The following is a 25,516-nucleotide window of genomic DNA, read 5'->3' on the forward strand; positions in this document are numbered from 1 at the left end:
GGTGGTTCCTCAGCCAACTATGCCAACATCAATGGAAGTCGTCCTCATTTCCATCTCCCATACCACACTAATGGGCGATGACCATGTTGATGAACGCGTTCTGCGTTCCATCAGAGAGTTTTACCAGGTACACGGCAGCTGGAATAGCATCGGTGGCGAGTTCGATGCTGTGTACGCCTGCTGAAAGGCGTCCGCCATACACGTTCTTCACCAGCTTGCCTGAAAGGTCATACAGGTCAAGCGTTACATCGGCCGATCGTGCAAGGGTGAATTTGATCTGCGCATTGTCCACTATTGGATCGGGATAAACGTTGAGTGAAGAAGCCAATTCGCTTTGTTCCTGTATACCCGTTGCCAACAAGGCAGCATCGATCCCATCCTGAAGATCGGTGATATTGACCGTATTGTTCACATTGTAAAAGACCGTGTGACCGCCCCCGCCAAGAACAACGATCTTCGGCATACCAGCGGAGCCATAGTCGCCCATGTTGATCGCAGCGTCGGAAAAGGTGACTGCATTCGTAAGACCTGTGGAATTCTTCCAACTGTTGAGCGAAGTGCAACTGGTATTCGCAAAGTCATCGCAGAGATACATCCTCACCTTGTCCGGGTTGGATGATTGATAGCTCTCCACCACATTGTACGTGGTCAAGGATGGCCCGGTGCATGCGCCACAAGGCATTACCCAAACGAGCACGATCACCTTGCCCGCGTCGAGTTCAGCAAAGAGTTCGTGTGGCACATTGGAGCAATCGTTGCAGTTGAAGTTGGTCGCGGTCTGCGCAGAAGCTAAAACGGTGGCCACACTCAGAACCATAGTGAGGAAATGTTTTTTCATTGGTTGGATCCTTTGGTTGATGATGATCGGACTTGTAGTATCAGCGTGCAAGCTAACCGTTCACGGCGGTTACTGTGGTTGTGATGATCCAGATATGAATGTTCTTTTAGGCAGGAACCTTGGATTCCCAGATATTCACTGATCTGGAGGGCATTTTCTGAGCGGCGTTGCCCTTGTTGGATCTGGATCTATTCGATCCTTTGCTTCACGCTTCCGCAAGTCCTCATCATGTTGCCATAAAAAGGGTCTCGAAGCGAAGAGTCTGCGCGGGTTAAAAGGCTACCGTCAATTTGCATGGACGCACTTCCCTACCCACCCAACTTCACCCACTTCAACCGCAAACTATTGCTCACCACACTTACACTACTGAACGCCATGGCGGCACCGGCGATCATGGGGTTGAGCAGGAAGCCGTTGATGGGATACAACAATCCGGCGGCGATGGGGATGCCGATGATGTTGTAGATGAAGGCCCAGAAGAGGTTCTGGCGGATGAAGGAGACGGTCTTGCGCGAGAGGGTGATGGCACGCGGAATTGTATTCAGATCGGTGCTGATCAGCGTCATGCGTGCGACGTCCATGGCGATGTCGCTGCCCTTGCCCATGGCGATGCTGACGTCGGCCTTAGCAAGTGCTTCGCTGTCGTTGATGCCATCGCCGACCATTGCGACTACTTCGCCTTGTTGCTGCAGGCCGTGAACAAATGCGGCCTTGTCCTTCGGGAGTACTTCACTGCGGAAGTGTTCGATGCCCACTTCGCGCGCTACTGCTTGTGCGGTGCGTTGGTTGTCGCCGGTCTGCATGTAGACTTTTATGTTCTCTTTTTTCAGCCGTGCGATTGCCTCTTTGGCGGAGGGTTTGATGCGATCCGCAATGGCGATGGCGGCGCGCACTTCCTTTTCATCAGCGAACCAGATGACGGTGTTTGCCGCATCACCCCAACTGCGTTCTTTTTCACGGCGCTCAGCAGGGATGGAGATGCCGTGCTCTTCCAACAATCGGCGGTTCCCGACGAGCCATGTGGTGCCGCCTGCCTGTCCGGTAGGCAGGTTGAGGGTGGCTTTGATGCCTTTGCCGGTCAGGTCTTCGAAGTTGGTGAATGGTGATGGGTGAATGGTGAATGGAGGCCCCGGCTCTGTCCGTTCACCATTCACCATGTACCATTCACCTTTTCTCAGATACCGCACAACTGCTTCCGCCAACGGATGCGTTGATCGCGATTCGATCGCTAACAACGCATTCGCAACTTCTGCATCTTCTAACCCGATGGCTTCTACGACTTCCGGTTTTCCTTCGGTGATGGTACCGGTCTTGTCGAGCACGATCGCGGTGATGTTACGTGCACGTTCCAGGCTCTCGGCGTCCTTGATGAGGATGCCGTTCTCGGCACCCTTGCCCATGCCGGCCATGATCGCAGTGGGCGTTGCAAGACCGAGTGCGCAGGGGCATGCGATCACGAGAACGGTGACCATGGCGAGCAGTCCTTGCGTGAACGCGTGTTCGCCACCGAGCACCCACCAACCGATCGCGCTGAGCACCGCAATACCGATCACCACTGGCACGAAGACCGAAGCGATCCTATCCACCAATTTCTGCACGGGCGCTTTGCTGCCTTGCGCATCCTGCACGGCGCGGACGATCTGAGCGAGCAACGTTGCAGCGCCCACTTTTTCAGCGGTCATGCGCAGGCTTCCTTTCTGGTTAATGGTACCGGCGAGCAGCTTGGCGTTCGCACTCTTCGCAACGGGGATCGGTTCACCGCTGATCATGCTTTCATCCACGTAGCTGTCACCGTCGATCACGGAACCATCCACCGCAATGCTTTCTCCCGGTCGCACGAGCAACACATCACCGATCGTGATCTCCGCGATGGGCACTTCCTGCGGTTGACCATTTGCATCCTCGCGCATCACAGTGCTCGGTCGTAGTCCCATCAGTTTCTTGATCGCACTGGAGGTTCCTGCCTTCGCACGTTCTTCCAAATACTTGCCAAGGAGAATGAAGGTGATCACCACCGCAGCTGCTTCGAAATAAACGTGCGGCTCCAGTCCGCGGCTGGTCCAGAACGAAGGGTTCAATGTGTTGAAGACGCTGAAGCCATACGCCACACCGGTGCTAAGCGCAACAAGTGTATCCATGTTGGCGCTGCGGTGCTTGGCCTGTTTCCATGCGTTGATGAAGAACTGCCTTCCGAAGATGAGCACGACCGGTGTAGCGAGCAGCCACTGCACCCACGGTGACCATGACGCATGCATGTACACCATGCCCGCGATCATCAGCGGGATGCTGAGCGCGATGCTTGCGAAGAGCTTCTGCTTCAGCGCGGTCATACGCTTTTGTTGCAGCGCTTCAAGATCTACTTGGCTGTCACCGTCGGTCTCCAACAGCAGATCGAACCCACCTTCCTGTACCGCCTTCTGCAGGTCGGTTTCGCTGCTCACTTCCGGATCGAAGGTTACTTGCGCGGTGTTGGTCGCGAGGTTCACGGAAGCGGTGGCAACACCGGGCTGGGCCTTCAACGCCTTCTCTACGCTCAGCACACAGCTGGCGCACGTCATACCCGTTACCGGGTAGCTGCGTTTGAGGGGTACGGTGGAAGTTGCCATGATCGTTGCCTACAAGGTACAAAGGAACCACCGATCCGTCTCCTTCAGCTTACATGAATGCAGGAAAGACTTATACCGGATCACCCTCGCGAAGTCTTTATGCGTTGGTTCGTTCCACGGATCGGCGAACAACGAATTGGCCGATGCCCTGTGCCATTGTTCGCATTCAGATCATACGGTCCATCCGGAAGACGGTAAAAAAGATGGCGGCGGCAAGGAGCACAGCGGTATCAATACCAAAAATGATCGCATGTGGAAGTGCACCTCGATACTTTCCCGCTAGGGTGAACACGCACAACACACAAACGCACAACGCACACAACGGCAACCATTGGTCCGCAACATACCACGTAATACCGCGGAACAGATATCCGTACCATTGGCGCATCCAATAGAGTAGCACGCACCCCGCAACAGCGAGATTCACCATGGGCACAAGTGGAAGCTCACTCATGCGGCGGAGCGCGAGCACGGCGACCACCAGATGGAGTGTGACCGCGAGCCACGATGTGGCGATGAGCAAGGCGTTGTTCATGGTGCGTTCGGTTCAATGTCCTTTCTGGCCCGCAAGGTCCGCAAAGATGCTATACCAAGGTCATGCGCGCACTATCCACGGGCTCGGCACGGATATAAAACCGCTGAAGAAGATCGGTGTTGCAACGTTCGGTGGATCAGTTGCAAATGCATAGCACCATCAACCACAGTTCGTGCAAGCCCATCAGGAATTCGTGTTAGTCCGCTTCACCAGTTAGGCGGAACTTTGCACGCGGTTACGATCCTATCGAACATGCCCAACACCATCCATCACATCACTTCCATAAGCGAACTGCACGCGCTTTGTGGTTTTGATAAACCAACGCACCCGTTGATCTCGGTGATCGATGTGAGCAAATGGGAGATCGGCCCTGAATGGGTTGGTCGGAAGTTGCGGACTGACCTGTATTCCATCGCGCTGAAGGACGCCAGTTGCGGCATGGACTATGGCCGGAATACGTACGACTTCAATGAAGGTGTTTTGATCTTTACGGCACCGGACCAAGTAGCTTCCATCACCAAGCAACAGAAGTTGGGAGCGATCAATGGTTGGATGATCTTCTTCCACCCGGACCTTATCCGTAACATGCCGTTGGGAAAGCACATGGACGACTACGGGTTCTTCTCGTACGATGTGCATGAAGCCTTGCACCTTTCCGATGCCGAACAAAAAATAGTGAACGATTGCGTAGAACTGATCCGATCAGAGATCAGCGCGCGGATCGATGGCCACAGCCAACGCGTGATCGTGAATACCTTGGAACTTATCCTGAATTACAGTCTTCGGTATTACGAGCGCCAGTTCCACACGCGCTCGGCGCAGCACACCGATGTGGTGAGCCAGTTCGAGCACTTATTGAAGGACTACTACAAACAAGGCAAGTTCGTAGAGATCGGCATGCCTTCCATTGAACACTTCGCGGACCAAGTACACTTATCGCCGAACTACTTGAGCGACCTCTTGAAAAAGGAAACGGGCATGTCAACCCGGGATCGGATCAATCACTTCGTAGTGGAGAAAGCAAAAGATCTGTTGCTCAGTGAAGACGATGCCATCAGCGGGATCGCCTACCGGTTGGGCTTCACGTATCCGCATTACTTCAGTCGGCTGTTCAAAGCGAGAACAGGGATGACGCCGAATGAATACCGCAACCGGCCACTGCTCAACTGAGGGTCATTTCGGAAACTTCAGTGAAATGTGTTTGCCTTACAGGAATTGATGTTAAGCGGTTGCTTGTAGTTGATGGACTTTTGCACCCTAGAACGAAAAGAAGATGACAACGATAGATAGAACACGACCAGTGATGGTGACCGGCGCTAACGGCTATGTGGCCAGCTGGTTGGTAAAGCGCTTGCTGGATGATGGCCTTACCGTTCACGCCGCAGTGCGCAACCCGAATGACGAAAAGAAGATCGCGCATTTGAAGGAAGCGGCCGCGAAGTCGAGCGGGCAGATCAAATTCTTCGCAGGCGACCTGCTGAAGCCGGGGTCGTACAAAGCCGCGATGGAAGGCTGCGAATTGGTGTATCATACCGCATCGCCATTCACTACGACCGTAAAAGATCCGCAGAAAGAATTGATAGATCCCGCTGTGAAGGGTACGGAGAACGTGTTGCGATCCGCCACCGAAGTGGATTCCGTAAAACGTGTGGTCGTCACCAGCAGTTGCGCAGCGATCTACGGCGATGCCATTGATACGGTGAATGCACCCGGCGGTAAGCTCACCGAAGAGATCTGGAACACCACTTCTTCCTTGGAGTATCAACCCTATTCATTTTCTAAGACCTTGGCCGAGAAAAAGGCATGGGAACTAGCGAAGTCCCAAGACAAATGGGACCTGGTAACGGTGAACATGTCCTTGGTCATGGGGCCTGCCCTGAATCCCGGAAATACCACGTCGGAAAGCATCAACATTTTGAAGATGCTGGGTGGCGGTGAAATGAAAATGGGCGCTCCACGAATGGGTGTTGGCCTAGTGGATGTCCGCGATGTCGCTGAGGCGCATTTCAAAGCTGGCTTTACACCAACCGCCAAAGGGAGGTACATCACCTCGGCACATTCCACCGATCTTTTGGAGATGGGTAAAGTGCTATTGCCCAAGTATGGCGATCGTTTCCCGCTACCAACGAAAGCGTTGCCGAAGTGGTTGCTGATGATCATCGGACCATTCACGAGCAAACTCTTCACACGTCCATTCATCCGCAAGAATGTTGATGTGCCATGGAATGCGGACAACTCCAAGATCAAGAAGGAGCTAGGAATGACCTTCCGTCCGATGAAAGAAACGATGGAGGATTCTTTCCAGAACCTGATCGATGAAGGCATCCTGAAAGCAAAATGATAGCGCACACGAACACATGGGCACAAGGAGATATCGCCCAAGGAAAATTGATGTTGATCGTGGGCGTTATCGTGTTCTTGGCAAGCATCCTTGCGTGGAGGAATGGAGGTGAAATGCTACGCGGAATGTTGATCCCCCTTGGCGTCATAGTGTTGATCTCCACGGGTTACGGCGGGTTGATGCAAGTGACCCGGCCTGCACATGCGACAGCATTTGCCCAGCGCTACCAGCAGGATCCGGAGGGTGCCAAAGCGGTGGAGATCGCACGCGTCGAGAATGACTGTACCAATTACCGCATGATGAATTTCATCTGGAGCACCATCTGTATTGCGGGGATCGCGTTGATCTTCCTCGCTGGTTCCGGCACATGGAAAGGGGTTGCACTTGGACTGATACTTTTGAGCAGCGTCGGTTTCGTGGCAGATAATTTTCTACACCATCGCGCGAAGGCCTATCTGAAAGCCATCGCATGAACAAGAACTGGTTCAAACGTAGGCGCACCTACGTTATGGGAGTTCCGGTACTCCTATTTCTTACCGGTAGCATCTTCGTGAACAGCAGTTCGGAATTCGGCGGAACGCCCAACAGCATGGATAAAAAGAAATATGAAATGTCGGCGAACTTCAGCAATGGAAAGTTCCAGAACATCCTGCCAACGAGCATGTCAATGTCCGCAAAGGACCTGGCAACGACCCTCTACGATTTTGTAGCAGGAGGTGACAACTTATCGCCGAAAAGCAAGATCCCCGTGCTGCATCCGGATAGCGCGTTGATCGCTTCACCGCCAAAGGCTGCGCGCATGGTATGGTTCGGTCACTCCGCATTCCTGTTGCAATTGGATGGAAAGAACATCCTTATCGATCCCATGTTCGGCGCTGTGCCTGCACCGCACCCGTGGCTGGGTCGTGCGCGATTCACGGAAGGACTACCGATCGAGATCGCGGCCTTACCAAAGATCGATGCGATCCTGCTTTCACACGATCACTATGATCACTTGGACTATGGTTCCATCAAAGCGTTGAACGCAAAAACAAAGGAGTTCTACGTCCCACTTGGCGTAGGTGCGCACTTACGTTCTTGGGGAATTGAAGAAAGCCGGATCCATGAATTGGATTGGTGGAACGAGGTCGACCACGAAGGCATCCGTTTCGCGTTGGGACCTGCTCGCCATTTTTCAGGAAGAGCACTTACCGATCGCTTTAGCACGCTTTGGGGTTCGTGGGTGATCCACGGAAAACAGGATCGCATTTTCTTCAGCGGCGATAGCGGCTACGGTCCGCACTTCAAGGAGATCGGTGCGAAGTACGGCCCCTTCGACTTTGCGATGATAGAGTGTGGCCAATACAACGAGAAGTGGGCGGAGATCCACATGATGCCAGAGGAATCAGCACAGGCCGCTGTGGATGTTGGTACGAAAGCAATGATGCCGATCCATTGGGGTTCTTTCGTGCTGGCCATGCACAGCTGGACCGACCCCGTAGTGCGCGTAACCAAGCAAGCGAATGCACTCGGCATGCCCATCATAACACCGCGTATCGGCGAGGTGATCTCAGTGGATTCCTTAACGGGTCCAAGTGAGGCTTGGTGGACGGATCTTTAACTATCCCTGTAGGTCAAACCGCCAATTCGGCCATTCCGCTGGAGCCAGCGCCTAAGCGCAGGCAGGGTATGCGCGTTCCCACATGCCTTCAGAATCCCACTGTTTACGGGCCTTTGCATCTTTTTCCATCCCATGCATGAACAATCCGTCATGTCGGCTGTTTAATTATTGTTCAGAAACCCTAAACAAAACTCCGACCATGGACAAAACGTCGAATTTAGCTCCACCCCCACGGGGCTCCGCAAAACGAATGCAGCGGATGATCCGCTATGTGAGCGCACTTGCGCTGCTTGTTGGCTTCGGTCAACCAGCATTCTCCCAAGCATACTGTCCCAGTGACGGTGGATCGGGCAATGTGATCAACATCGATCGCGTGGTGCTTGGCGATCTGAACAATTCCAGTGGCGACAACGATGGGTACGGTGACTTCACCGCGCTCTCCGTTACCGCCACCGCCGGTACTGCTTTACCGGTGACCTTGGACCCATCCGGTCCTTTCTTCTTGCGCTACCGTTGGCGCGCATGGCTGGATCTGAACAACGACGGCACCTTCGACAACGCTGAGCGGGTGTTGCAGGTAACCGGATTCGGCGTGCAGAACGGTTCCGTGAACATCCCTTCGGGCACTCCTGATGGTAACTACCGCATGCGGATCTCAATGAAAGCCTTCAGCTATGCCGAAGCATGTGACAATTACGCTGCTGGCGATGTGGAGGATTACACCCTATCGGTGATCAGCGCATGCGATGCGGTCGCTGGTGCAATGTCCACCTCGAAGCCTGATGTATGCTTCAGCGCGGGCGGTGTAACACTGGTAGCAAACCCCGATGGTGCGGCGTTCGTACCTCAGGGCTTTTCACAAGCGTATGTATTGACCAGCGGTGCAGGATTGGTGATCGAGCAATTGGGTGCAACACCTGAGTTCACCGTAACGAGTCCCGGTATTTACACCATCCACTCCTTCGTATTCCCAAGTGACCTCGACCTGAGTATTGTGGTACCTGGAACGACAACGGGTTTTGACGTGAACAGCCTTCTCATCCAAGGCGGTGGCTCACTCTGCGCATCCTTGGATGTGACCGGTGCACAGTTCAACGTTGCCGACCCAATGGCCGGAACGATGAGCGGTGGTGCTGATGCATGTTTCAATGGTGACGAAGCAACGTTGACGGCAACTGCAAACGGTGATGCCAACGTACCAGCAGGATACAGCCAAGCGTATGTGTTGACCAGCGGTGCAGGTCTCGTAATTGAGCAGCTCGGTGCAACACCAGAGTTTACGGTAACAAGCGGTGGTCTCTACACGATCCACTCCTTCGTATTCCCAAGTGACCTCGACCTGAGCGTTGTGGTTCCTGGAACTACTACAGGATTCGATGTGAACGGTTTGCTCGTACAAGGTGGCGGAAGTCTCTGTGCAAGTCTTGATGTTGCAGGTGCACAATTCAACGTGACCGACCCTATGGCCGGCACGATGAGCGGTGGTGCTGATGTCTGCTTCAACGGCGACAATGCAATGTTGATGGCAACTGCTAACGGCGATGCGAACGTCCCAGCAGGATACAGCCAAGCGTATGTGTTGACCAGCGGTGCAGGTCTCGTGATCGAGCAACTCGGTGCAACACCTGAGTTCACCGTAACAACAGGCGGTCTCTACACGATCCACTCCTTCGTCTTCCCAAGTGACCTCGACCTGAGCGTAGTGGTACCTGGAGTGACAACTGGTTTTGATGTGAACGGATTGTTGGTGCAAGGTGGTGGTAGCCTCTGTGCTTCTCTCGATGTTGCAGGTGCACAGTTCAACGTAACCGACCCAATGGCCGGAACCATGAGCGGTGGTGCTGATGCATGCTTGCAAGGTGATGGTGCAGTTCTCGTGGCAACTGCAAATGGAGACGCGAACGTCCCAGCAGGATACAGCCAAGCGTATGTGTTGACCAGTGGTGCAGGTCTCGTGATCGATCAGCTCGGTGCAACGCCAGCGTTCACGGTAACAACTGGCGGACTCTACACCATCCACTCTTTCGTATTCCCAAGTGACCTCGACCTGAGTGTTGTGGTTCCTGGAACGACAACAGGATTTGATGTGAACGGATTGCTCGTGCAAGGTGGCGGAAGTCTCTGTGCAAGTCTTGATGTTGCAGGTGCACAATTCAACGTGACCGACCCAATGGCCGGAACGATGAGCGGTGGTGCTGATTTCTGCTTGCAAGGTGATGGTGCTGTGTTGGTCGCTACGGCGAACGGCGATGCGAACGTCCCAGCAGGTTACAGCCAAGCGTATGTGTTGACCAGCGGCACAGGTCTCGTGATCGAGCAGCTCGGTGCAACACCTGAGTTCACCGTAACAACAGGCGGACTCTACACGATCCACTCCTTCGTCTTCCCAAGTGACCTCGACCTCAGCGTAGTGGTTCCTGGAACAACGACCGGTTTTGATGTGAACGGATTGCTCGTGCAAGGTGGCGGAAGTCTCTGCGCAAGTCTTGATGTTGCAGGTGCACAGTTCAACGTGACCGACCCAATGGCCGGAACGATGAGCGGTGGTGCTGATGCATGTTTCAATGGTGACGAAGCAACGTTGACTGCAACGGCCAACGGTGATGCGAACGTACCAGCTGGTTACAGCCAAGCGTATGTGTTGACAAGCGGTGCAGGTCTCGTGATCGAGCAACTCGGTGCAACACCTGAGTTCACGGTAACAACTGGTGGACTGTACACGATCCACTCTTTCGTCTTCCCAAGTGACCTCGACCTCAGCGTAGTGGTACTTGGTGTGACAACTGGTTTTGATGTGAATGGTTTGTTGGTACAAGGTGGTGGCGAACTCTGCGCTTCACTCGATGTGGCCGGTGCACAGTTCAACGTAGTCGACCCAATGGCCGGAACGATGAGCGGTGGCGGCGATGCATGCCTAGTTGATGGCAGCGCAATGTTGATGGCAACAGCCAATGGCGATGCGAACGTACCAACAGGATACAGCCAAGCGTATGTATTGACAAGCGGTGCAGGTCTGGTGATCGAGCAACTCGGTGCAACACCGGAGTTCACCGTAACAAGCGGTGGTCTGTACACCATTCACTCCTTCGTCTTCCCAAGTGACCTCGACCTAAGTGTGGTGGTACCTGGAACGACAACAGGATTTGATGTGAACGGATTGCTCGTGCAAGGTGGTGGTAGCCTCTGTGCATCCTTGGATGTAGCTGGTACACAGTTCAACGTGGCCGAGTGCGCATGCACAGCTGACGCTGGAACCCTTACCGCAGTGAGCGATGAAGCGTGCTTGGTGAATGGACAAGTAACCATCAGTGCCAACGTGAACGGTGATGCGAACGTCCCAGCAGGATACAGCCAGGCATATGTGCTCACCAGTGGAACTGGTCTAGTTATCGAGCAACTCGGCGCAACACCTGAGTTCACGGTTACGAGCGGTGGTCTCTACACGATCCACTCCTTCGTCTTCCCAAGTGACCTCGACCTTAGCATCGTGGTGCCAGGCGTAACAACGGGCTTCGATGTGAACGGTCTATTGATCCAAGGTGGTGGTGCACTCTGTGCGAGCCTGGATGTGGCCGGTGCACCAGTACAGGTGAGTGGTCCTTATGCAGGGAACATTGATCCGGACAACTTCCTGAGCTGCTTGAACAACGGCACTGCTACGCTTAACGGTAACCCTGCCGGAGATGCGCAGGTACCTGCGGGATATAACACCGTGTATGTGCTAACACGTGGCCAAGGATTGGTGATCGTGAATGCTGGTCCAACACCGGAATTCAACGTAACTACACCTGGTCTGTACCGCATCCACACTGTGGTGTATGATCCGAATACATTGGATCTGGGCATCGTGGTGCTGGGAACAACAACGGGCTTCGATGTCAACAGCTTGCTCGTGCAAGGAGGTGGAACCATCTGCGCATCCTTGGATGTACAAGGAGCTCCCTTCCTCGTTCTGAACGGTTGGATCTGCAACTGGTTCCTGCCATTCTTCAACTCCGATGGCATGGACCCAATGGATCAATTGAGCGATGCGCTCGGACGTGACGCGCGCTCACTGAGCGATGAAGATCTTAAGATGTTGACCAGTGAGGTACCTGTACAGGCCACCTTGTATCCAGTGCCTGCTACCGATATCCTGAACATCCGTTTGGACAGCCGTTTGGCGATGCAAATGGAAGTGAGCGTGATGGACATGAGCGGACGCATTGTACGAGGCAGCAAGAGCTATGACCTGGAAGCAGGTGTGCGCGACCTCACGATCGATGTGAACGATCTGGAGAACGGCAACTACATCGTTCGCATGGTCGCGAATGGAGAAGTGCTCACCGAACAATTCGTTAAGGTGCAGTGATCGACAGTCCGGTGGTTGGTGCTTGTTAGTGCGGGCTCCTGAACACTGTCCCTGAACAACGACCCCGGCAAATTGCCGGGGTCGTTGCGTTCAGGAATACTGCATTTACCTTTTGGAACGGAATGAATGTAGATGGGATTGGGACACAATGCGGCTATAACTTTCGGAAATACCCTCTCTCGGACAGATCATTGAAACGTTCATGGCCCCTCGTGTACTTGAACACAAACGAGCGGAGTGGTGAGAAAAACAATTCGTGACGCATTCAAGATCTGGTCTCCGGGAACTGGTCAGTTATACCTTTTCCCAATTCAGATCCAGCCAAAAGATGCGTAGCTATTTTTATTCAAGACTTCCTAAAAAATCGTTGCATGGCCTAGGTTACGGAACTAGTTTTTTGGGAATGGATCGGACAAAAAGAGCAAGTAGATCGGGTGGGTCTGAATTAGGAAATGGTATTAGGGTGCGGAACTGATGCTGATCCGCTCTATAGCGGCCACTGACGTTGCACCATGAAAAAAACCACTACCAACAGCAGCACGGTAAGCGGCCCGCCAACGCGAACGAAATCCAGAAAGCGGTAACGTCCAGGAGTATACACCAACACGCACGAGGGCTCGAATGGCGTGATCAGTGAGATCGACGCGGAGAGCATCACGGCCATACCAAAGGTGAGTGGAGAAACCTCCAAGGATGTTGCGGCACTGATAGCGATCGGGAGTACCACCAAAGCAGCTGCTGCATTGCTCATGGGTTGAGTAAGAAGCACGGTAAGGATCATGAAACCCGCCAAGGTGCCTTGTACACCTAACGGAGCAAATAGCTTCATTACCCCATCGCTCAGGAATACATCCGCTCCACTGTTCACCATTGCGGTGCCCATGGCCGTCATGCCACCGATCAGGACGATCAATCGCCAGTCAATACTGGCATAGGCCTTCACACTTTCGGTAATGCGCAATACCACGGTAGCGATCGCAGCGCTCATGAATGCAATGGCCGTCGGCACAAGGCTGGTCGCGCTCAGCGCAATCGCCACTAAGAAGAGGCCGATGGTGATATACCCCTTACGCACGCGCTTCGGATCCGGTGTGTGTTCTTCCAGCAGGATCAAGCTGTGCTCTTCATTCAACGTGCGCAAAGCTTCGGGGGTGCCTTGCACCAGCAGTACATCTCCCACGCGCAGTTTCACCTGCCCAAGGTGACTGGTCAGGCGTTCTCCAGCGCGGTGCATTGCAGCTACTGCCACCCCATAGCGCTCCATGAAACGGGATCGTTTAATGGTAAGCCCCACAAGATCCGAGCTCGCCGGGATCAATACTTCGGTCAACTTCAACCCTTCATCGAATCCGTTCTCTGCCAACAACTCGTCGGCCACGATATCAATACCTGCCTTATCCTTTACCGCCAGTAACATATCCAGATCGCCTTGTACCAATATCAGATCTCCCTCTTGGTAGCGCATGCCTATCGTGCGGAAGAACTGGTGGCTACCTCGTTTCACGGTTAGTATTTCGAACCCACTGGCCGTGAGTTCAGAAGCACCCACTGGCGTGCCGATCAAACTGCTTTCCGGCAGCACACGTATCTCACTGGTGTAGCTGCGCACCGGACCTCCCTGTTCTTCGTCCGGAGCTTCTCTAACAGGTGTAAGCCACCGGCCTACCGTAAGCAAGTAAACCACGGTCACTGCAACCAGCACTAGACCAATATTGAAGAAATCGAACATACGGATGGTGCCAATACCATGATCTTTCAGGTAGGCGGAGACCACGATGTTGGTACTCGTGCCAATGACGGTACACGTTCCCCCAACGATGCTGGCGTAAGCAACCGCCATGAGGATCTTACTCGCAGGCAGTTTCGATTTCTTCGCCAAAGCCAGCACTGGCGGTATGAGCAGTGCGGTCAAGGTAGTGTTGTTCATGAACGCACTGAACAGTGCAGTAAAAGGCAAGAGCCACAGCATCAGTGGCACCATCTTCGCCGGACGTGAGCGACTGAGACGGCCTGCCAATTCATCAAGCACGCCCGAGGTTTCCACCGCAGCGGTGATCACATAGATGGAGGCCAACATAACGATGAATTCGGAGCCGAAGGCCTCGAACGCTTCGGTTGGACTGAGTATGCCCGTAAGTACAAGTACGATAAGCAGTAGACCCGTGACCACGTCCACACCTATACGTTCCATACTGAACAGGACAATAGCTCCCACTAAAAGGCCAAGCACCAGAGCTATCTCCATGTTCAAAATTCCGCCGGATCCTTTGGGCTGATCTGGTTCGGGTACATGCGATCCAGCTGGCGGCGCAGAGTATGGTAGCGATAAAAGCCGATGGTGATAAAGAGAACACACATCACCAAAGAAGCATTGCCTACCCAATAGAGATCGCCATAATTCTCCAGCTGTAGCAGGGCAATTCCACCAAGAAGAAGGTATAATGCAGAGCGGATGTAACTGAGCAATGTGCGCTCGTTGGCCAGCCTCGTACGCACCAACGCGAGGTGATCGCGTAGTATCAGATCTTCGTTGTTCGTGAAGTCACGATCCCCCAACAAGAACGTTTGTAGGACCCGGCGGTCGATATCGAACTTTGCCATGCGGTCGCGAATATAAAACAAGATGAAGTGGCGCAATGCACCTGTTATCCGCGGGAGTGCTGCGTACCTATTCCCCTTTTTTTGGTCTGCTCCAATGATTCTCCAACGATTGGTTGCAGGCATTCATCAGGCTCATGCCTTCGCGCGCTAGATCATGGTAGTCATTCTCACCACGGCGATAGAAACGCGCCATGTCCTTGAACTGGATCATGGCCACCTCAACGGTGCTATCCTCCACTAATGGCAGCACGCCCCAGTAGCACGTGCGGAACCGCTCTAGGCAGCTGTCGAAAGCCATTGTATCCTCGGCACTGATCCACAGCCGCTCGTCATGCGGTACCACCAGCAGATCGCCTACGGCTTTACCCACCTCCTCGTATGCCTGTAGTTTCTTGGTGTACATGCTGCGGCTGAATTCCATCTTGCTCTCATGGCTCATCTGGCTGGTGAACTGCCAAGCCCCCACGGTAATGCCCAACACGGTGAGCAGCGGCGCTACCGCTTTGGAATAGTCGGTACTTCTGTTCGGCAATTTTTCTTCCATCAGTGTGCAAGGTAGATGCTGCGCGTGGCATCCGTCTTACCATCAGGTACGGTCGTGAGCCGCACGCAGTTCGCATTGCCCTTGCAAGCAGCAGCGGATGCAGGTAAACTCTTCACTTCGTAACGCGCACCTCCGAAAGCAATGCCGTTCTTACCGCCGGCACTCCAAGGCTCCAATACCTCTTTGGTGCTCTTCCATGCACCTTCCGCGCATTGTTGTATCACAACCTCCTTTGCACTAAATGTGTAGATGGCATCGCCGGGGCTGCATTTGGGTGTTGTGGCGTTGCCGACCACCATCCATTGCAGGCTACCGTCGCCCGTGAGTGTAGCGAGCGCATCCTGCTGGGCGTTAACTAGAATGCCGAAGCCAAGACCGAGGATAAGAAATGGTATGCGGAGCATGATTTAGTGGGTTTAAGGACGTCTTTGCAAGAACCGGGCCCGAAGTTCGGTAGAATGCAGTTATCCTTGGCATGGAAGATCGCGAGGAAGGGATTCCCGTGGCGGAAGCTGAGACGTTCTTACATTCACGAACGTATGATCGCGGACCTTGATACATTCTACTTGGCCCAGGCAGAACCAAATAAAAGCTGCTTGTTGGTGCTTCGGAAGATCATTCTTGAACAGGATGAACACGTTCACGAAACACGGAAATACGGCATGCCATGCTTCTGCTACCGCAAGAAAATGTTCTGCTATTTGTGGACGGACAAAAAGACCAAGGAACCCTACATTCTTTTCGTGGAAGGCAAACACTTGGACCATCCCGCATTGGAACAAGGCGATCGTTCACGGATGAAGATCCTGCGTATCGACCCTACTGCTGACCTACCGATGGTGAGGATCACGGGCATCTTGAAGAACGCGCTTGATCTCTATCGGAATGGGGTGGTTAAGGCGTGAGGGTGAATCTATTGAGGATACCCAAACGGCTGACAGCTTGCGTGTCCACCTTACCTTAGATCTGGAATGTCATGAACGATTCCGCTATTGAGTCACACAGTCGTCCGCCATCCCGGCTCAAGGCCTGGGCCGGACAGACCCTTCGCAGATTTAAAAGTTTCGCCATTATTCTTTCATTGTGTCTATTGGCTTGCCAAAATCCAGATACAATTAACGTTAGGAGTGTGAAACCGTCTTCACAAGTTGACACCATTAATAAGCAAACGGAACTTTCTAACGGACATACTAAAATTGTCAACTTCCCTTGCAAGACCTTGTTGCACATTTCAGCAGACAGTACGTTAAGCCTATTCCTCGTTGAAAATAGTGACCGTTTATTCGCTTACGAAGACCGCACAACGTTGCCTAAAGCCTATGACATTGTCCCACTGCCGTGCAAAAATAACGAAGTGCAATCGTGCAATACCTGCTTAGTGTTTTCTAACGGAACTATCATACCGGTCCTCGACTCACCCGAAGCGGAAACATATTGCGCCCAAATGCAAGTAGGAGGAGGTCTTCATATTATTCTCGATAGCCTTGATGTTATACGATCGATCTTCGGCCTTCATTAGCAAAAACCCGGCATTACAAAACACCAAGAGAACCACAAGAAATCGCCCCGGACAAGCAACATTTAGAATCCGTGCATGGTAAACCATACCCACGCGGCCAAGCCTGCGCAGCGATCTGCCAACGACGATCCTGTGGTAATGACCAGGAACATAGGGTGACTCGTCCTTGAATGGGTTTACGCAAAAACGTGAACCTGCCCACCTACCTTTGAAACGTGGAAAACACGGCAACATTCGAAGTAGTACTGGAAGGCACCAAGGCGGGTAAGCCATTGAAGCCAGCGGACTATGACAATAAGGCGCTGCGCGAATTGCAGGCCGAAGCGGAGGTATTGCTATTCCCGAATGATCAGCGCGAGCACCCGGTTATCAGCTACGAAGTGCAGGAAGGTTCAATGCGTAGTTTATTTCGCACTGGCTTGCAAGCTGTGGCGTAGCTCGGTGCGGTATTGGGCTTGGTGGTCACAAGTGGCACTATAGATGTGTTGGAACCACGTACCGCGAAGGCGATCGAGGTTATACAGCGCTGGGCGCAAGATTCGGATCTTGCCTTTACGCTGCGCACTTCGTTACCGAATACTACAGAACTGCGGATCGAAGTTCGCACACATTTCTTTCGTACGGAAGCAACATCGGTAGAAAGCGAAGTATACCTCTATGGCAAAGTGGTGGAAGCTGGTAGTAGGGGGAAACCCTCTGTCCACTTGAATGGTGATGGCCAAGGCGTATATATCATTGATGCCTCGGAACAAGTGCTTGCGGATCTAAAGGATAACATCCTCTACCACACCATGGGCGTCAGGGCGATCGGGTGCCAGAACTTGCAGACCGGTGAGATCGAGAAGGGGGCTTTGAAGTTGATCGAACTTATCGATTTAGATGAAAAGTTCGAAGCAACGTATCTAAGGCGGCTTCAGGCAAGGGCCAGCAGCTGGATAAAGGACATTGATCCGGATCAATACCTCAATGAGGTACGTGGTGCGTATGGGTCTGAACCCGCTTAGGGCAGTCCGCATCCCCCAATTCAATTCCCCACCCCACCATCCTCCTCTGCCCCCAATTCCTCATCCCCCAACAACATGTTGATCCCACGCATGGAGGGGATCGCTGCGCTAACGATCTTCAGGATGGCGACGTAGGGGAGCAGGAGGATCATGCCCGAAACGCCCCAGAGCACGGCCCCGGCCAGCACGATGACGATGGAGGCAAGGGTGTTGAGGTTGAGCTGCCGGCCGACTATTTTCGGAAAGATGAGGTTCGCTTCCAAGTACTGTACCACTGCATAGACCAGCACCACGCCGGCAGGGTACAGCATGTTCCCGGTCGCGATCCACACCACGGCCATCGGCAGCAGGGAACTTACGATGATGCCCACGTAGGGGATGATCGTCATCAGCGCGGAAAGCATACCGAAAAAGATGGCATTCTCCACACCCAAGAGCAGGAGCCCGATGCTGTTCAGCACCCCCACGATCACATAGACTTTGGCGGTGCCGGTAATGAACTTCGAGAAACTGTGGATGCTGCGTTGCAGCACGGCGGGTAGCACGGGCCGCAACGTGGGCCCCGCGATCTCCGTGAGCACCAGCACATAGCGCTTGCGGTGGAGCAGGATCAGAGAGGCGATGATGGGTATGATGAGCAGGTTGAAGACCATGCCGAACATGGCGTTCAGTGCCGGTAGCAATGCGTTGGCAAGTCCTGCGGGGAGCATGGCCAAGAGGGCATCCAAGTGATCCATGTCGGTGGTGGAAAGATCCCGAACGTACCGGCTGAGGAGGTCCACCGCATTGGCCACCAGTGGCGATCCGTTGCGCAAGGCGGGCAGTTCGGCCATGAACGCATTCAATTGCCAAACGAGCAGGACGATGAGTGCGGAAAAGAGCACCACCACCACGACCAGACTTGCAGTGATGGCGAGGATACGGTTCATGCCCCGCCGTTCCATGCGTGCTACCATGGGGTAGAGCACCAAGGCAAGCAGCAAGCTGTAGGCCAAGGGGATGAACAATGCCTTGCCCACGTACAAAAGGGCGATCACGGCCAACGCGATCAGGATCTGGTCCCTGGTCCTATTCATGCGCTGAAGGTAGCCTATGTTGGGGTGTGCGAATGGTTATACCGCATAGCCTTCGCCGTGTTCGGAACGAAGGGGAGGGTTCACGATCATGAACCCGGTTGGGGCCGTGTCGGCGGTTCGTGCGATGGGCGTGTTGGTGTTTCCTGCGGACGGGTAACAGGGCGGTCCGGCTGCGGGTAGGAGGGTTGTTCACGGGGCACGGTGGTCGGTTTTTCCGTGGGAGGAACGCTGGAGGGAGTTGGCTCTCCGGGGCCTGTGAGTGTCATGGTAGGGTGGGTTATGGAAACAGTTTACGATCGTATCATGACCAGTGGTGGTAGGTTATGATGGCTCTTGCGAAGATAGTTGCTCCGTATTTCCCTGAACGAATGGGTAGGCCAATGGGCTTGTTCCACATTCGAGTGCCGCTGCTTACTTGCCCAACATGGCCAGAACCGGCTGGATGGTGGTCTGCTCGTAACCCACTTTCATCAAACCACTGCCGCGTACAAAACGGATACTGCCGACTACATTCTGCTCCGCCTGCATCTCAGGTGTAAGGTTCTCTTGGAGGATCACGTCGAACGTGATCTTCTTGTTGCGGCTGGTGGTGGTGGAAGAGGCGAAGGCATGCTGTGTATCCAGCAAAACGGTCTTGCTGATGTGGCCATTGTGTGCGAAGCAAAGCACTGCGGTGCTGCCTTCGGCAACACTCACGCGGTAGGTTCCATCAATTGCTGCCATGATCAGTTCAGGCTCCTGTCCGTCTGTGGTGATGGTCAAGGTGCTACCTGCTCTATCCGCGCCGGCAACGAAGATGCGACCATGGAAGACGATCTGCTCTGGACCCGTTGCATAGGAGCTAAGGGTGATAAGGCTGATCAGTGTTGCGAAGAAGGTGCGGAGGTTCATTTTCGTGGGGTGCTTGTTGCTTTCGACGGGTCAAAATTGGCCCGTCCTGAAGCAGAACCGAAGCGGGCTTGAGCAAGTGGCGGATGTAACTGAGCAACTGGCGGAGCATGGCTGGTCGGCCCCGTCGGATAGCCGTGAATGAGCACGGAAGAGCCCATTTCTCACCTTGCTGGATCAGAGGCTTTTGCCAACTGGTGATGGCGTTTGGCTCTAGGGCAGCAGATGAGACCGGTATCCGGTATGCTCTTACCCGTGCAACCCATCTTCGTCCACAGACTCAGCGTTCCCAGCTGAGCTGCCTCTTTCTGGAAAGGACCTTACTGAATGATGAGCTTTGTTATGTAAGCGTGCGTTGCCGTTCTCAGGTCGACGAAGAAAATACCTGAGTTCATTCCCTGCAACTCTCCCAAGGAAAGTTGGATCTCTTGTTTACCGGCCGTAGGTTTTTCCAAGGGAATTGTTTTTACGACCCTGCCCGCCACGTCATATAGCGTTAGTGAAACGGATCCAGCGCTTTCCAACGTGAATGAAAGTGTGGTCGTGTTCGAGAATGGATTCGGGAAAGCGGTCAGCGCTGGATCATCATGCTCCGCCAATTCCGTTACACCTGTTGGTATGCAAGTTCGCAACGTTCTATCGATGCACTCATACCCTTGTACACCATTGGGGTTGAATAGGGCCGCGCCTTTCCCTTGGGAAAGCACCAGGAGATTCCCAAGCGTATCCATTTCCAATTGCCGTATGAGTTTTTCCTGCAATCCTGAATTCGCAGTGGTGTATGGTGTCCAGACTGTTCCATCAAACGAACAAAGCCCGGCGGGATCACCAAGAACGCCGTCTTCGCAGCCTGCCCAGAGTGTGCCCGTACCATCAATTAGCAATGCAGTTATCCAGTTGGCGATCAATCCGGTGTTGCTCGTATCGTATAGTGTCCAAGTCACGTCATCGAATTTGTACAGTCCTTGCTCGGTAGCGATCCATTTATTTCCTTGCGTATCAAAAGCTATATCCGCAATGTTGCCCTGTGGTAGTGGAGAATTGTTGGCGTTATAATACGTGATGTTGGTCTGATCATATTTGGCCAATCCGTACGTACCGCAGAACCACACAGTGTTGTCCACATCAACGCGGATCCTGTTCAGGCCTTGGCCAAAAACACAGACCGGATCTCCGGCATTGTATAGACTGACCTCTGTCCATGAATCCGTTGCATGATCGAATTTTGAAAAACTGCAATTGTTATCGTGCCCGATATACACGTTGCCGGTATGGTCGGATCCGATCACGTCCAGAAATTGCAAGGACACACCGCTATTCGCATTGTCCCATAAATGCCATGCAGCAGTGTCGTTCACATCACCCCCTGGGATCTGGACTACTCCACCCGCGAGCCCGTTGAAGGCCATCCAAATATCACCATAACTATCTTCGGTTACGCCGCCTCCGGTGCCTGTATAATCAATGGGCGCGGGCCATAGGTCCTCGTTATACGGTCCGTAATCCTCCCACTTTGGACAGTCGAACACGTTGATGCCGCCATTCAGATCGCTGGAAAGCCAGATACGGTTCCTGCTATCTACAAAAACAGCATTGTTGAGCATGGATGTAGCTCCCGTATTTTTACTGGTGTAGGTGGTCCAACTGGTGCCATCATACTTTTCCACGAAACCATTTCCGCAGGTCCAGAACGTTTCATCATCCTCGATCCGGACATCTGTAATATTACCGGGTGTATTGTGCGATATCCAAAGACCATTGGAGAAGATCCGTACTCCGGATGGCGCTGTTCCACCTACGGAACCGATCATCACGGTTGCTCCTTTCGCATCTACTTCCGTCATGTAGATATTACCGAATGGCGCATTGTTGGCGTTGATGTGCGACCAGTTCGTTCCGTCGTAAATGTCTACGGAAAAGGTGGAGACGGCGTATACTTTATTGGTGCTTTCATCGACCTCGACATCATTGATCTCGTCAAAGACGATCCCGGAGTTGGCTTGCGTAAATACGGTCCAGTTGATGCCGTCGAATTTGACCAAGCCTGCATGACTGGCGATCCAAATGTTATTCTGCGCATCCACGTCGATATCGGTAAGGTCAATTGTAGGCAGACCGGAATTGGAAGGCGTATAGATGGTCCAAGTTGTACCATCGTATTTTCCGAGACCGCCAAGACCTTGCCCGAAGTCATAGAACGTGACCCATACATTATTGGTGTGATCAACTGCAATGGCAAGCATCAGGTCAGTGGGAAATGGCGCATTGGTCATGTCCCACTTTGTCCATGAGGTGCCGTCATAATTCGCAACTCCGCCGTGTTCGTTGAAATTCACGTTCGCATTGCATGCTACCCAAATGCCATTGTTCTGATCGAACGCAATGCCAAAGACCTGTGCGTTCGGAATGTATCCTTCAAAGTTGCTCCACGCCGTGAATACGGAATCGTCAAAACGGACCACACTTCCTTCGCTGTAAAAAGGAAGATATCCGCCTGTCCATTTATCACCGCATTGGTCCACTTCGATGTTCCTGAAATAATCACCACCGAGGCCGGTATTGGTAGGTCGGATGTAGTTCCAGTTCGGCTCAATGGGTTGCGCGACGAGCGATGTTGATAGCAGTAGAAGGATCGCTAATAAGTGGATCGTCTTTTTCATGATGATTGTTTTTCCGGGGATGAACGATGAGCAATGCCAATAGTTCATCTAACTTAAGTCGGGAAGAGCATTGAAAGCTTTTGTGCACTTATCGCATGTCGAAGGTATCTCCATTTCATGCCGCATTTAATTGAAGTTGCTGAAGCGTGCTACAAAAGTGATGAAGCGGTAAAATGCGGGTCTGAAACGTGCGTACGGCAGGGGCTTATAGAAGGAGAACCTGCCGTGACTTAGGAACATTGGCGCAAACCCGATCCGCAGCCGACAGATCTTCGTTCCACATGAACGCAAAAGAGCCGCCTCGTTGGAGACGGCCCGTTCACCTTTCCTGCTTCCTAGTCGTGCTTACTGTTTTGTATCTGCCGCGCTCACCAGACCGAGTTGGATCTGCGTCTGCTCCCAGTTCAACCCTGTGTAGACGCGCTCGGCCAAAGCCTTGCCTTGGGCATCGAAACGTAGCCAGATCCCGGTCTTGATCCCCATGGCGTAGGCTCCCTTGGCGCTCACTTTACCGTTGTTGTAGTAGTAGGTGAAGGGGCCGTTCTGCACGGTGCACTTCACGTCGCTGTAGCTTCCTTCCATCATCACGGTGCCATCAGGTGCGAGCACCTGTGCCTTGTATTGTCCATCAGTACCCGCGCTCACCACCCGTTGCAACACGGTGGCCGTGTCGTTGCTGACCATGAAGGAGCTATTCACGAGGTCGATGCGTACCACGGCCTCTGTTCCGTTCACGCCCTCGGGCACTCCATTGAAGGTGTTGGCGTGTATGGAACTGCAGAAGGCGACAGCGGCAGCGAAGAGGACGGCGGAGACGAGGGTGCGTTTTACAATGTTCATTTTGTTCGGAGGGGTTGGTCGTCGTTGTTGACAGGACAAATGTCTCCCGATCCCACAATGAGCGCATGCACCCCGGAGCAAGTGGTGGCTCAGGATGAGCAAGTGGCGGTTTTCGCGCCCGCTCAACTTAACGCTCCCAGAAAGAAACCCGGAATGATGCATTGAGCATTTCCACACTTTCCGTCCGCGATCCAGCGACGCAAAAGGAACAGGTCCAAACAAGAAACCCCTATACCTTCTCCTCGTTGCTGCGGGTTCGGTAGAGGGGGTCTTGACCCACCAAGTATGTTTTGGGGTGGCCCCAATTAGTCAGTTGATCACATCTTCGGAAGCAACACGGCGTCGATCACGTGGATCACACCGTTGCTCTGGTACACATCGGCGATCGTCACCTTTGCGCTGTTACCGCTTGCGTCCATCACGATCAGGTCACTGCCTTTCATGCTGAACATCAGTTCGCCACCGGCTACAGTTTTCATGCTTGCTTTTCCACCGCCTTTCTTGATCGCTTCAGCAACGGCTTTGCTGTCGAACTTACCGGCCAATACATGGTAGGTCAATACGCCTTGCAATTGCTTCTTAGCTTCTGGCTTTAGAAGACCTTCTACGGTACCAGCAGGTAGGGCATCGAATGCTGCGTTGGTCGGTGCGAATAAGGTGAAGGGTCCTTCACTGGAAAGGGTTTCCACCAGATCAGCAGCTTTAACGGCAGCTACCAGTGTCGTATGGTCCTTGCTGTTCACTGCATTTTCAATGATGTTCTTGCTAGGATACATTTCTGCACCACCTACCATCTTCGTTTTCTGTGCAAGTACTGGGCTTGCGAATGCTGCTACAAGAGCAGCTGTTAGCACTACGTGTTTCATGATTGTTTTTTTGTTTAATGTTTACGAACAAATGATAAACAAGCAAGATCGCGGTTTGTTCAGCAGCTGATCGAAAAAGATGAGAATAGGTTGTTCTCACCGCTATGGATCGCATCTATGGAAATGCTCGAATGGAAGTTGGAATACGTGGTTGATGGATCCCAAACATTTCGTCCAATGGTCAGCGGTACGCCAAGCCCCAATAGAATATCAAGAAGCCCCTTCACCTCAACCGCGTTGCTGCGGGTTCGGTAGAGGGGGTCTTGACCCACCAAGTATGTTTTGGGGTGGCCCCAATTAGTCAGTTGATCACATCTTCGGAAGCAACACGGCGTCGATCACATGGATCACACGGTTGCTCTGGTATACATCAGCGATCGTCACCTTTGCGCTGTTACCGCTTGCGTCCATCGCGATCAGGTCACTGCCTTTCATGCTGAGCATCAGTTCGCCACCGGCTACAGTTTTCATGCTTGCTTTTCCACCGCCTTTCTTGATCGCTTCAGCAACGGCTTTGCTGTCGAACGTACCTGCCAATACATGGTACGTCAATACGCCCTGCAATTGTGCCTTCGCTTCTGGCTTCAACAAACCTTCTACGTTACCAGCAGGTAGGGCATCGAATGCTGCGTTGGTCGGTGCGATTACGGTGAATGGTCCTTCGCTGGAAAGTGTTTCCACCAGATCGGCAGCTTTAACGGCGGCCACCAGTGTCGTATGGTCCTTGCTGTTCACTGCGTTTTCAATGATGTTCTTGGTAGGATACATTTCTGCACCACCTACCATCTTCGTTTTCTGTGCAAGTACCGGGCTTGCGAATGCTGCTAGTAAAGCAGCTGTTAACACTATGTGTTTCATGGGGATCGAGTTTTTAATGATCGTGTTCGTTTGATCAGTGGATCGGTCAGTTAGCGGAGGCCTCCGATAGCCACTTTCCGATCGACTACAGAACCACATATGAGGAATGGATGGTTGCTGGATCATTCGCAATGGAAATTCGACGCTGGTGTAAAGAAGTATCGACCTGTTCTATTCGTACAACGTGGGTTGAACGGATCGCTGTGATGAAAAAACCCCTCACGGGGTATGCATTCAAGAACAATGCACAGGATGCGGACCGCGGTCTTCGTCGCCGTGGACGATGCGACAATTCGCATTGGATAGTGCGCGATGTGCTCACCTCTAAGGATGCAGCACGGAAGAAGCTTTTCACTTACTGAAAGATAGAGAGCTGAAGATGCAATGGC

24 protein-coding genes are annotated in these 25,516 nt (G+C 53.0%); 9 read left to right on the forward strand and 15 right to left on the reverse strand.

Features of this window, described 5'->3' with window-relative positions; genetic code table 11:
* Positions 1-67: 67 nt before the first annotated feature.
* The 3 genes from IPF95_06125 to IPF95_06135 form a co-directional block, all read right to left on the reverse strand.
* A complete protein-coding gene (locus IPF95_06125; GenBank protein ID MBK6474271.1) occupies positions 68-838 on the reverse strand; it encodes a T9SS type A sorting domain-containing protein in 771 nt (256 codons plus the stop codon).
* A 308-nt stretch (positions 839-1,146) separates the two neighbouring features.
* Positions 1,147-3,444, reverse strand: a complete 2,298-nt coding sequence (locus tag IPF95_06130; GenBank protein MBK6474272.1) for a copper-translocating P-type ATPase — start codon at positions 3,442-3,444, stop codon at positions 1,147-1,149.
* 166 nt (positions 3,445-3,610) lie between these two features.
* On the reverse strand, positions 3,611-3,979 hold the full coding sequence (locus IPF95_06135; protein ID MBK6474273.1) for a hypothetical protein: 369 nt from the start codon (positions 3,977-3,979) through the stop codon (positions 3,611-3,613).
* A gap of 252 nt (positions 3,980-4,231) precedes the next feature.
* On the opposite strand from IPF95_06135, the gene IPF95_06140 reads away from it, so the two are divergent.
* The 5 genes from IPF95_06140 to IPF95_06160 all read left to right on the forward strand — a co-directional run bounded on the left by IPF95_06140 (position 4,232) and on the right by IPF95_06160 (position 12,271).
* A complete protein-coding gene (locus tag IPF95_06140; GenBank protein ID MBK6474274.1) occupies positions 4,232-5,149 on the forward strand; it encodes a helix-turn-helix transcriptional regulator in 918 nt (305 codons plus the stop codon).
* A gap of 103 nt (positions 5,150-5,252) precedes the next feature.
* The gene (locus IPF95_06145; protein ID MBK6474275.1) at positions 5,253-6,320 is read left to right on the forward strand and encodes an NAD-dependent epimerase/dehydratase family protein; all 1,068 of its coding nucleotides are present in this window, start codon (positions 5,253-5,255) and stop codon (positions 6,318-6,320) included.
* On the forward strand, positions 6,317-6,793 hold the full coding sequence (locus tag IPF95_06150) for a hypothetical protein (GenBank protein ID MBK6474276.1): 477 nt from the start codon (positions 6,317-6,319) through the stop codon (positions 6,791-6,793). Before IPF95_06145 ends, IPF95_06150 begins: the two co-directional genes overlap by 4 nt.
* Entirely contained in the window at positions 6,790-7,920 is a 1,131-nt protein-coding gene (locus IPF95_06155) for an MBL fold metallo-hydrolase (protein ID MBK6474277.1), read from the forward strand. The genes IPF95_06150 and IPF95_06155 overlap by 4 nt, the downstream gene beginning before the upstream one ends.
* 199 nt (positions 7,921-8,119) lie before the next feature.
* Positions 8,120-12,271, forward strand: coding sequence for a T9SS type A sorting domain-containing protein (locus IPF95_06160; GenBank protein MBK6474278.1), 4,152 nt, complete (start codon positions 8,120-8,122; stop codon positions 12,269-12,271).
* Positions 12,272-12,758: 487 nt separating this feature from the next.
* On the opposite strand, the gene IPF95_06165 is transcribed toward IPF95_06160, so the two are convergent.
* The 4 genes from IPF95_06165 to IPF95_06180 all read right to left on the reverse strand — a co-directional run bounded on the left by IPF95_06165 (position 12,759) and on the right by IPF95_06180 (position 15,820).
* Positions 12,759-14,516, reverse strand: coding sequence for an SLC13 family permease (locus IPF95_06165; protein MBK6474279.1), 1,758 nt, complete (start codon positions 14,514-14,516; stop codon positions 12,759-12,761).
* A 2-nt stretch (positions 14,517-14,518) separates the two neighbouring features.
* Complete coding sequence (locus IPF95_06170; protein ID MBK6474280.1) at positions 14,519-14,872, reverse strand: DUF202 domain-containing protein; 354 nt, start codon at positions 14,870-14,872, stop codon at positions 14,519-14,521.
* A 67-nt stretch (positions 14,873-14,939) separates the two neighbouring features.
* On the reverse strand, positions 14,940-15,416 hold the full coding sequence (locus IPF95_06175; GenBank protein ID MBK6474281.1) for a hypothetical protein: 477 nt from the start codon (positions 15,414-15,416) through the stop codon (positions 14,940-14,942).
* A complete protein-coding gene (locus IPF95_06180; GenBank protein ID MBK6474282.1) occupies positions 15,416-15,820 on the reverse strand; it encodes a hypothetical protein in 405 nt (134 codons plus the stop codon). Before IPF95_06180 ends, IPF95_06175 begins: the two co-directional genes overlap by 1 nt.
* Before the next feature lie 135 nt (positions 15,821-15,955).
* On the opposite strand from IPF95_06180, the gene IPF95_06185 reads away from it, so the two are divergent.
* From IPF95_06185 to IPF95_06195, 3 genes are all read left to right on the forward strand, one after another.
* The gene (locus IPF95_06185) at positions 15,956-16,321 is read left to right on the forward strand and encodes a DUF1801 domain-containing protein (GenBank protein MBK6474283.1); all 366 of its coding nucleotides are present in this window, start codon (positions 15,956-15,958) and stop codon (positions 16,319-16,321) included.
* A gap of 829 nt (positions 16,322-17,150) precedes the next feature.
* Positions 17,151-17,372 carry a hypothetical protein gene (locus IPF95_06190; GenBank protein ID MBK6474284.1) on the forward strand — a complete coding sequence of 74 codons (222 nt, stop codon included), beginning with the start codon at positions 17,151-17,153 and terminating at the stop codon, positions 17,370-17,372.
* Between the two features lie 48 nt (positions 17,373-17,420).
* Positions 17,421-17,939 (forward strand): hypothetical protein, encoded by a 519-nt coding sequence (locus IPF95_06195; GenBank protein ID MBK6474285.1) that lies wholly within the window; start codon positions 17,421-17,423, stop codon positions 17,937-17,939.
* Positions 17,940-17,959: 20 nt separating this feature from the next.
* On the opposite strand, the gene IPF95_06200 is transcribed toward IPF95_06195, so the two are convergent.
* The 8 genes from IPF95_06200 to IPF95_06235 form a co-directional block, all read right to left on the reverse strand.
* Positions 17,960-19,015 (reverse strand): AI-2E family transporter, encoded by a 1,056-nt coding sequence (locus IPF95_06200; GenBank protein MBK6474286.1) that lies wholly within the window; start codon positions 19,013-19,015, stop codon positions 17,960-17,962.
* Positions 19,016-19,101: 86 nt separating this feature from the next.
* Positions 19,102-19,281 carry a hypothetical protein gene (locus IPF95_06205; protein MBK6474287.1) on the reverse strand — a complete coding sequence of 60 codons (180 nt, stop codon included), beginning with the start codon at positions 19,279-19,281 and terminating at the stop codon, positions 19,102-19,104.
* 145 nt (positions 19,282-19,426) lie between these two features.
* The gene (locus IPF95_06210; GenBank protein MBK6474288.1) at positions 19,427-19,906 is read right to left on the reverse strand and encodes a hypothetical protein; all 480 of its coding nucleotides are present in this window, start codon (positions 19,904-19,906) and stop codon (positions 19,427-19,429) included.
* A 317-nt stretch (positions 19,907-20,223) separates the two neighbouring features.
* A complete protein-coding gene (locus IPF95_06215; GenBank protein ID MBK6474289.1) occupies positions 20,224-22,563 on the reverse strand; it encodes a T9SS type A sorting domain-containing protein in 2,340 nt (779 codons plus the stop codon).
* A gap of 345 nt (positions 22,564-22,908) precedes the next feature.
* On the reverse strand, positions 22,909-23,403 hold the full coding sequence (locus tag IPF95_06220) for a hypothetical protein (protein MBK6474290.1): 495 nt from the start codon (positions 23,401-23,403) through the stop codon (positions 22,909-22,911).
* Positions 23,404-23,720: 317 nt separating this feature from the next.
* Positions 23,721-24,269, reverse strand: coding sequence for a fasciclin domain-containing protein (locus IPF95_06225; protein ID MBK6474291.1), 549 nt, complete (start codon positions 24,267-24,269; stop codon positions 23,721-23,723).
* 59 nt (positions 24,270-24,328) lie between these two features.
* Positions 24,329-24,541, reverse strand: a complete 213-nt coding sequence (locus IPF95_06230) for a hypothetical protein (GenBank protein ID MBK6474292.1) — start codon at positions 24,539-24,541, stop codon at positions 24,329-24,331.
* Between the two features lie 37 nt (positions 24,542-24,578).
* Positions 24,579-25,127: a fasciclin domain-containing protein gene (locus tag IPF95_06235; protein ID MBK6474293.1), complete on the reverse strand. Its 549-nt coding sequence runs from the start codon at positions 25,125-25,127 to the stop codon at positions 24,579-24,581.
* A gap of 206 nt (positions 25,128-25,333) precedes the next feature.
* Here IPF95_06235 and IPF95_06240 point away from each other — a divergent pair, with 206 nt between their 5' ends.
* Positions 25,334-25,489, forward strand: a complete 156-nt coding sequence (locus tag IPF95_06240; protein ID MBK6474294.1) for a hypothetical protein — start codon at positions 25,334-25,336, stop codon at positions 25,487-25,489.
* Positions 25,490-25,516 lie beyond the last annotated feature (27 nt).

This window comes from Flavobacteriales bacterium (assembly GCA_016704485.1).
Lineage (GTDB): Bacteria > Bacteroidota > Bacteroidia > Flavobacteriales_F > PHOS-HE28 > PHOS-HE28.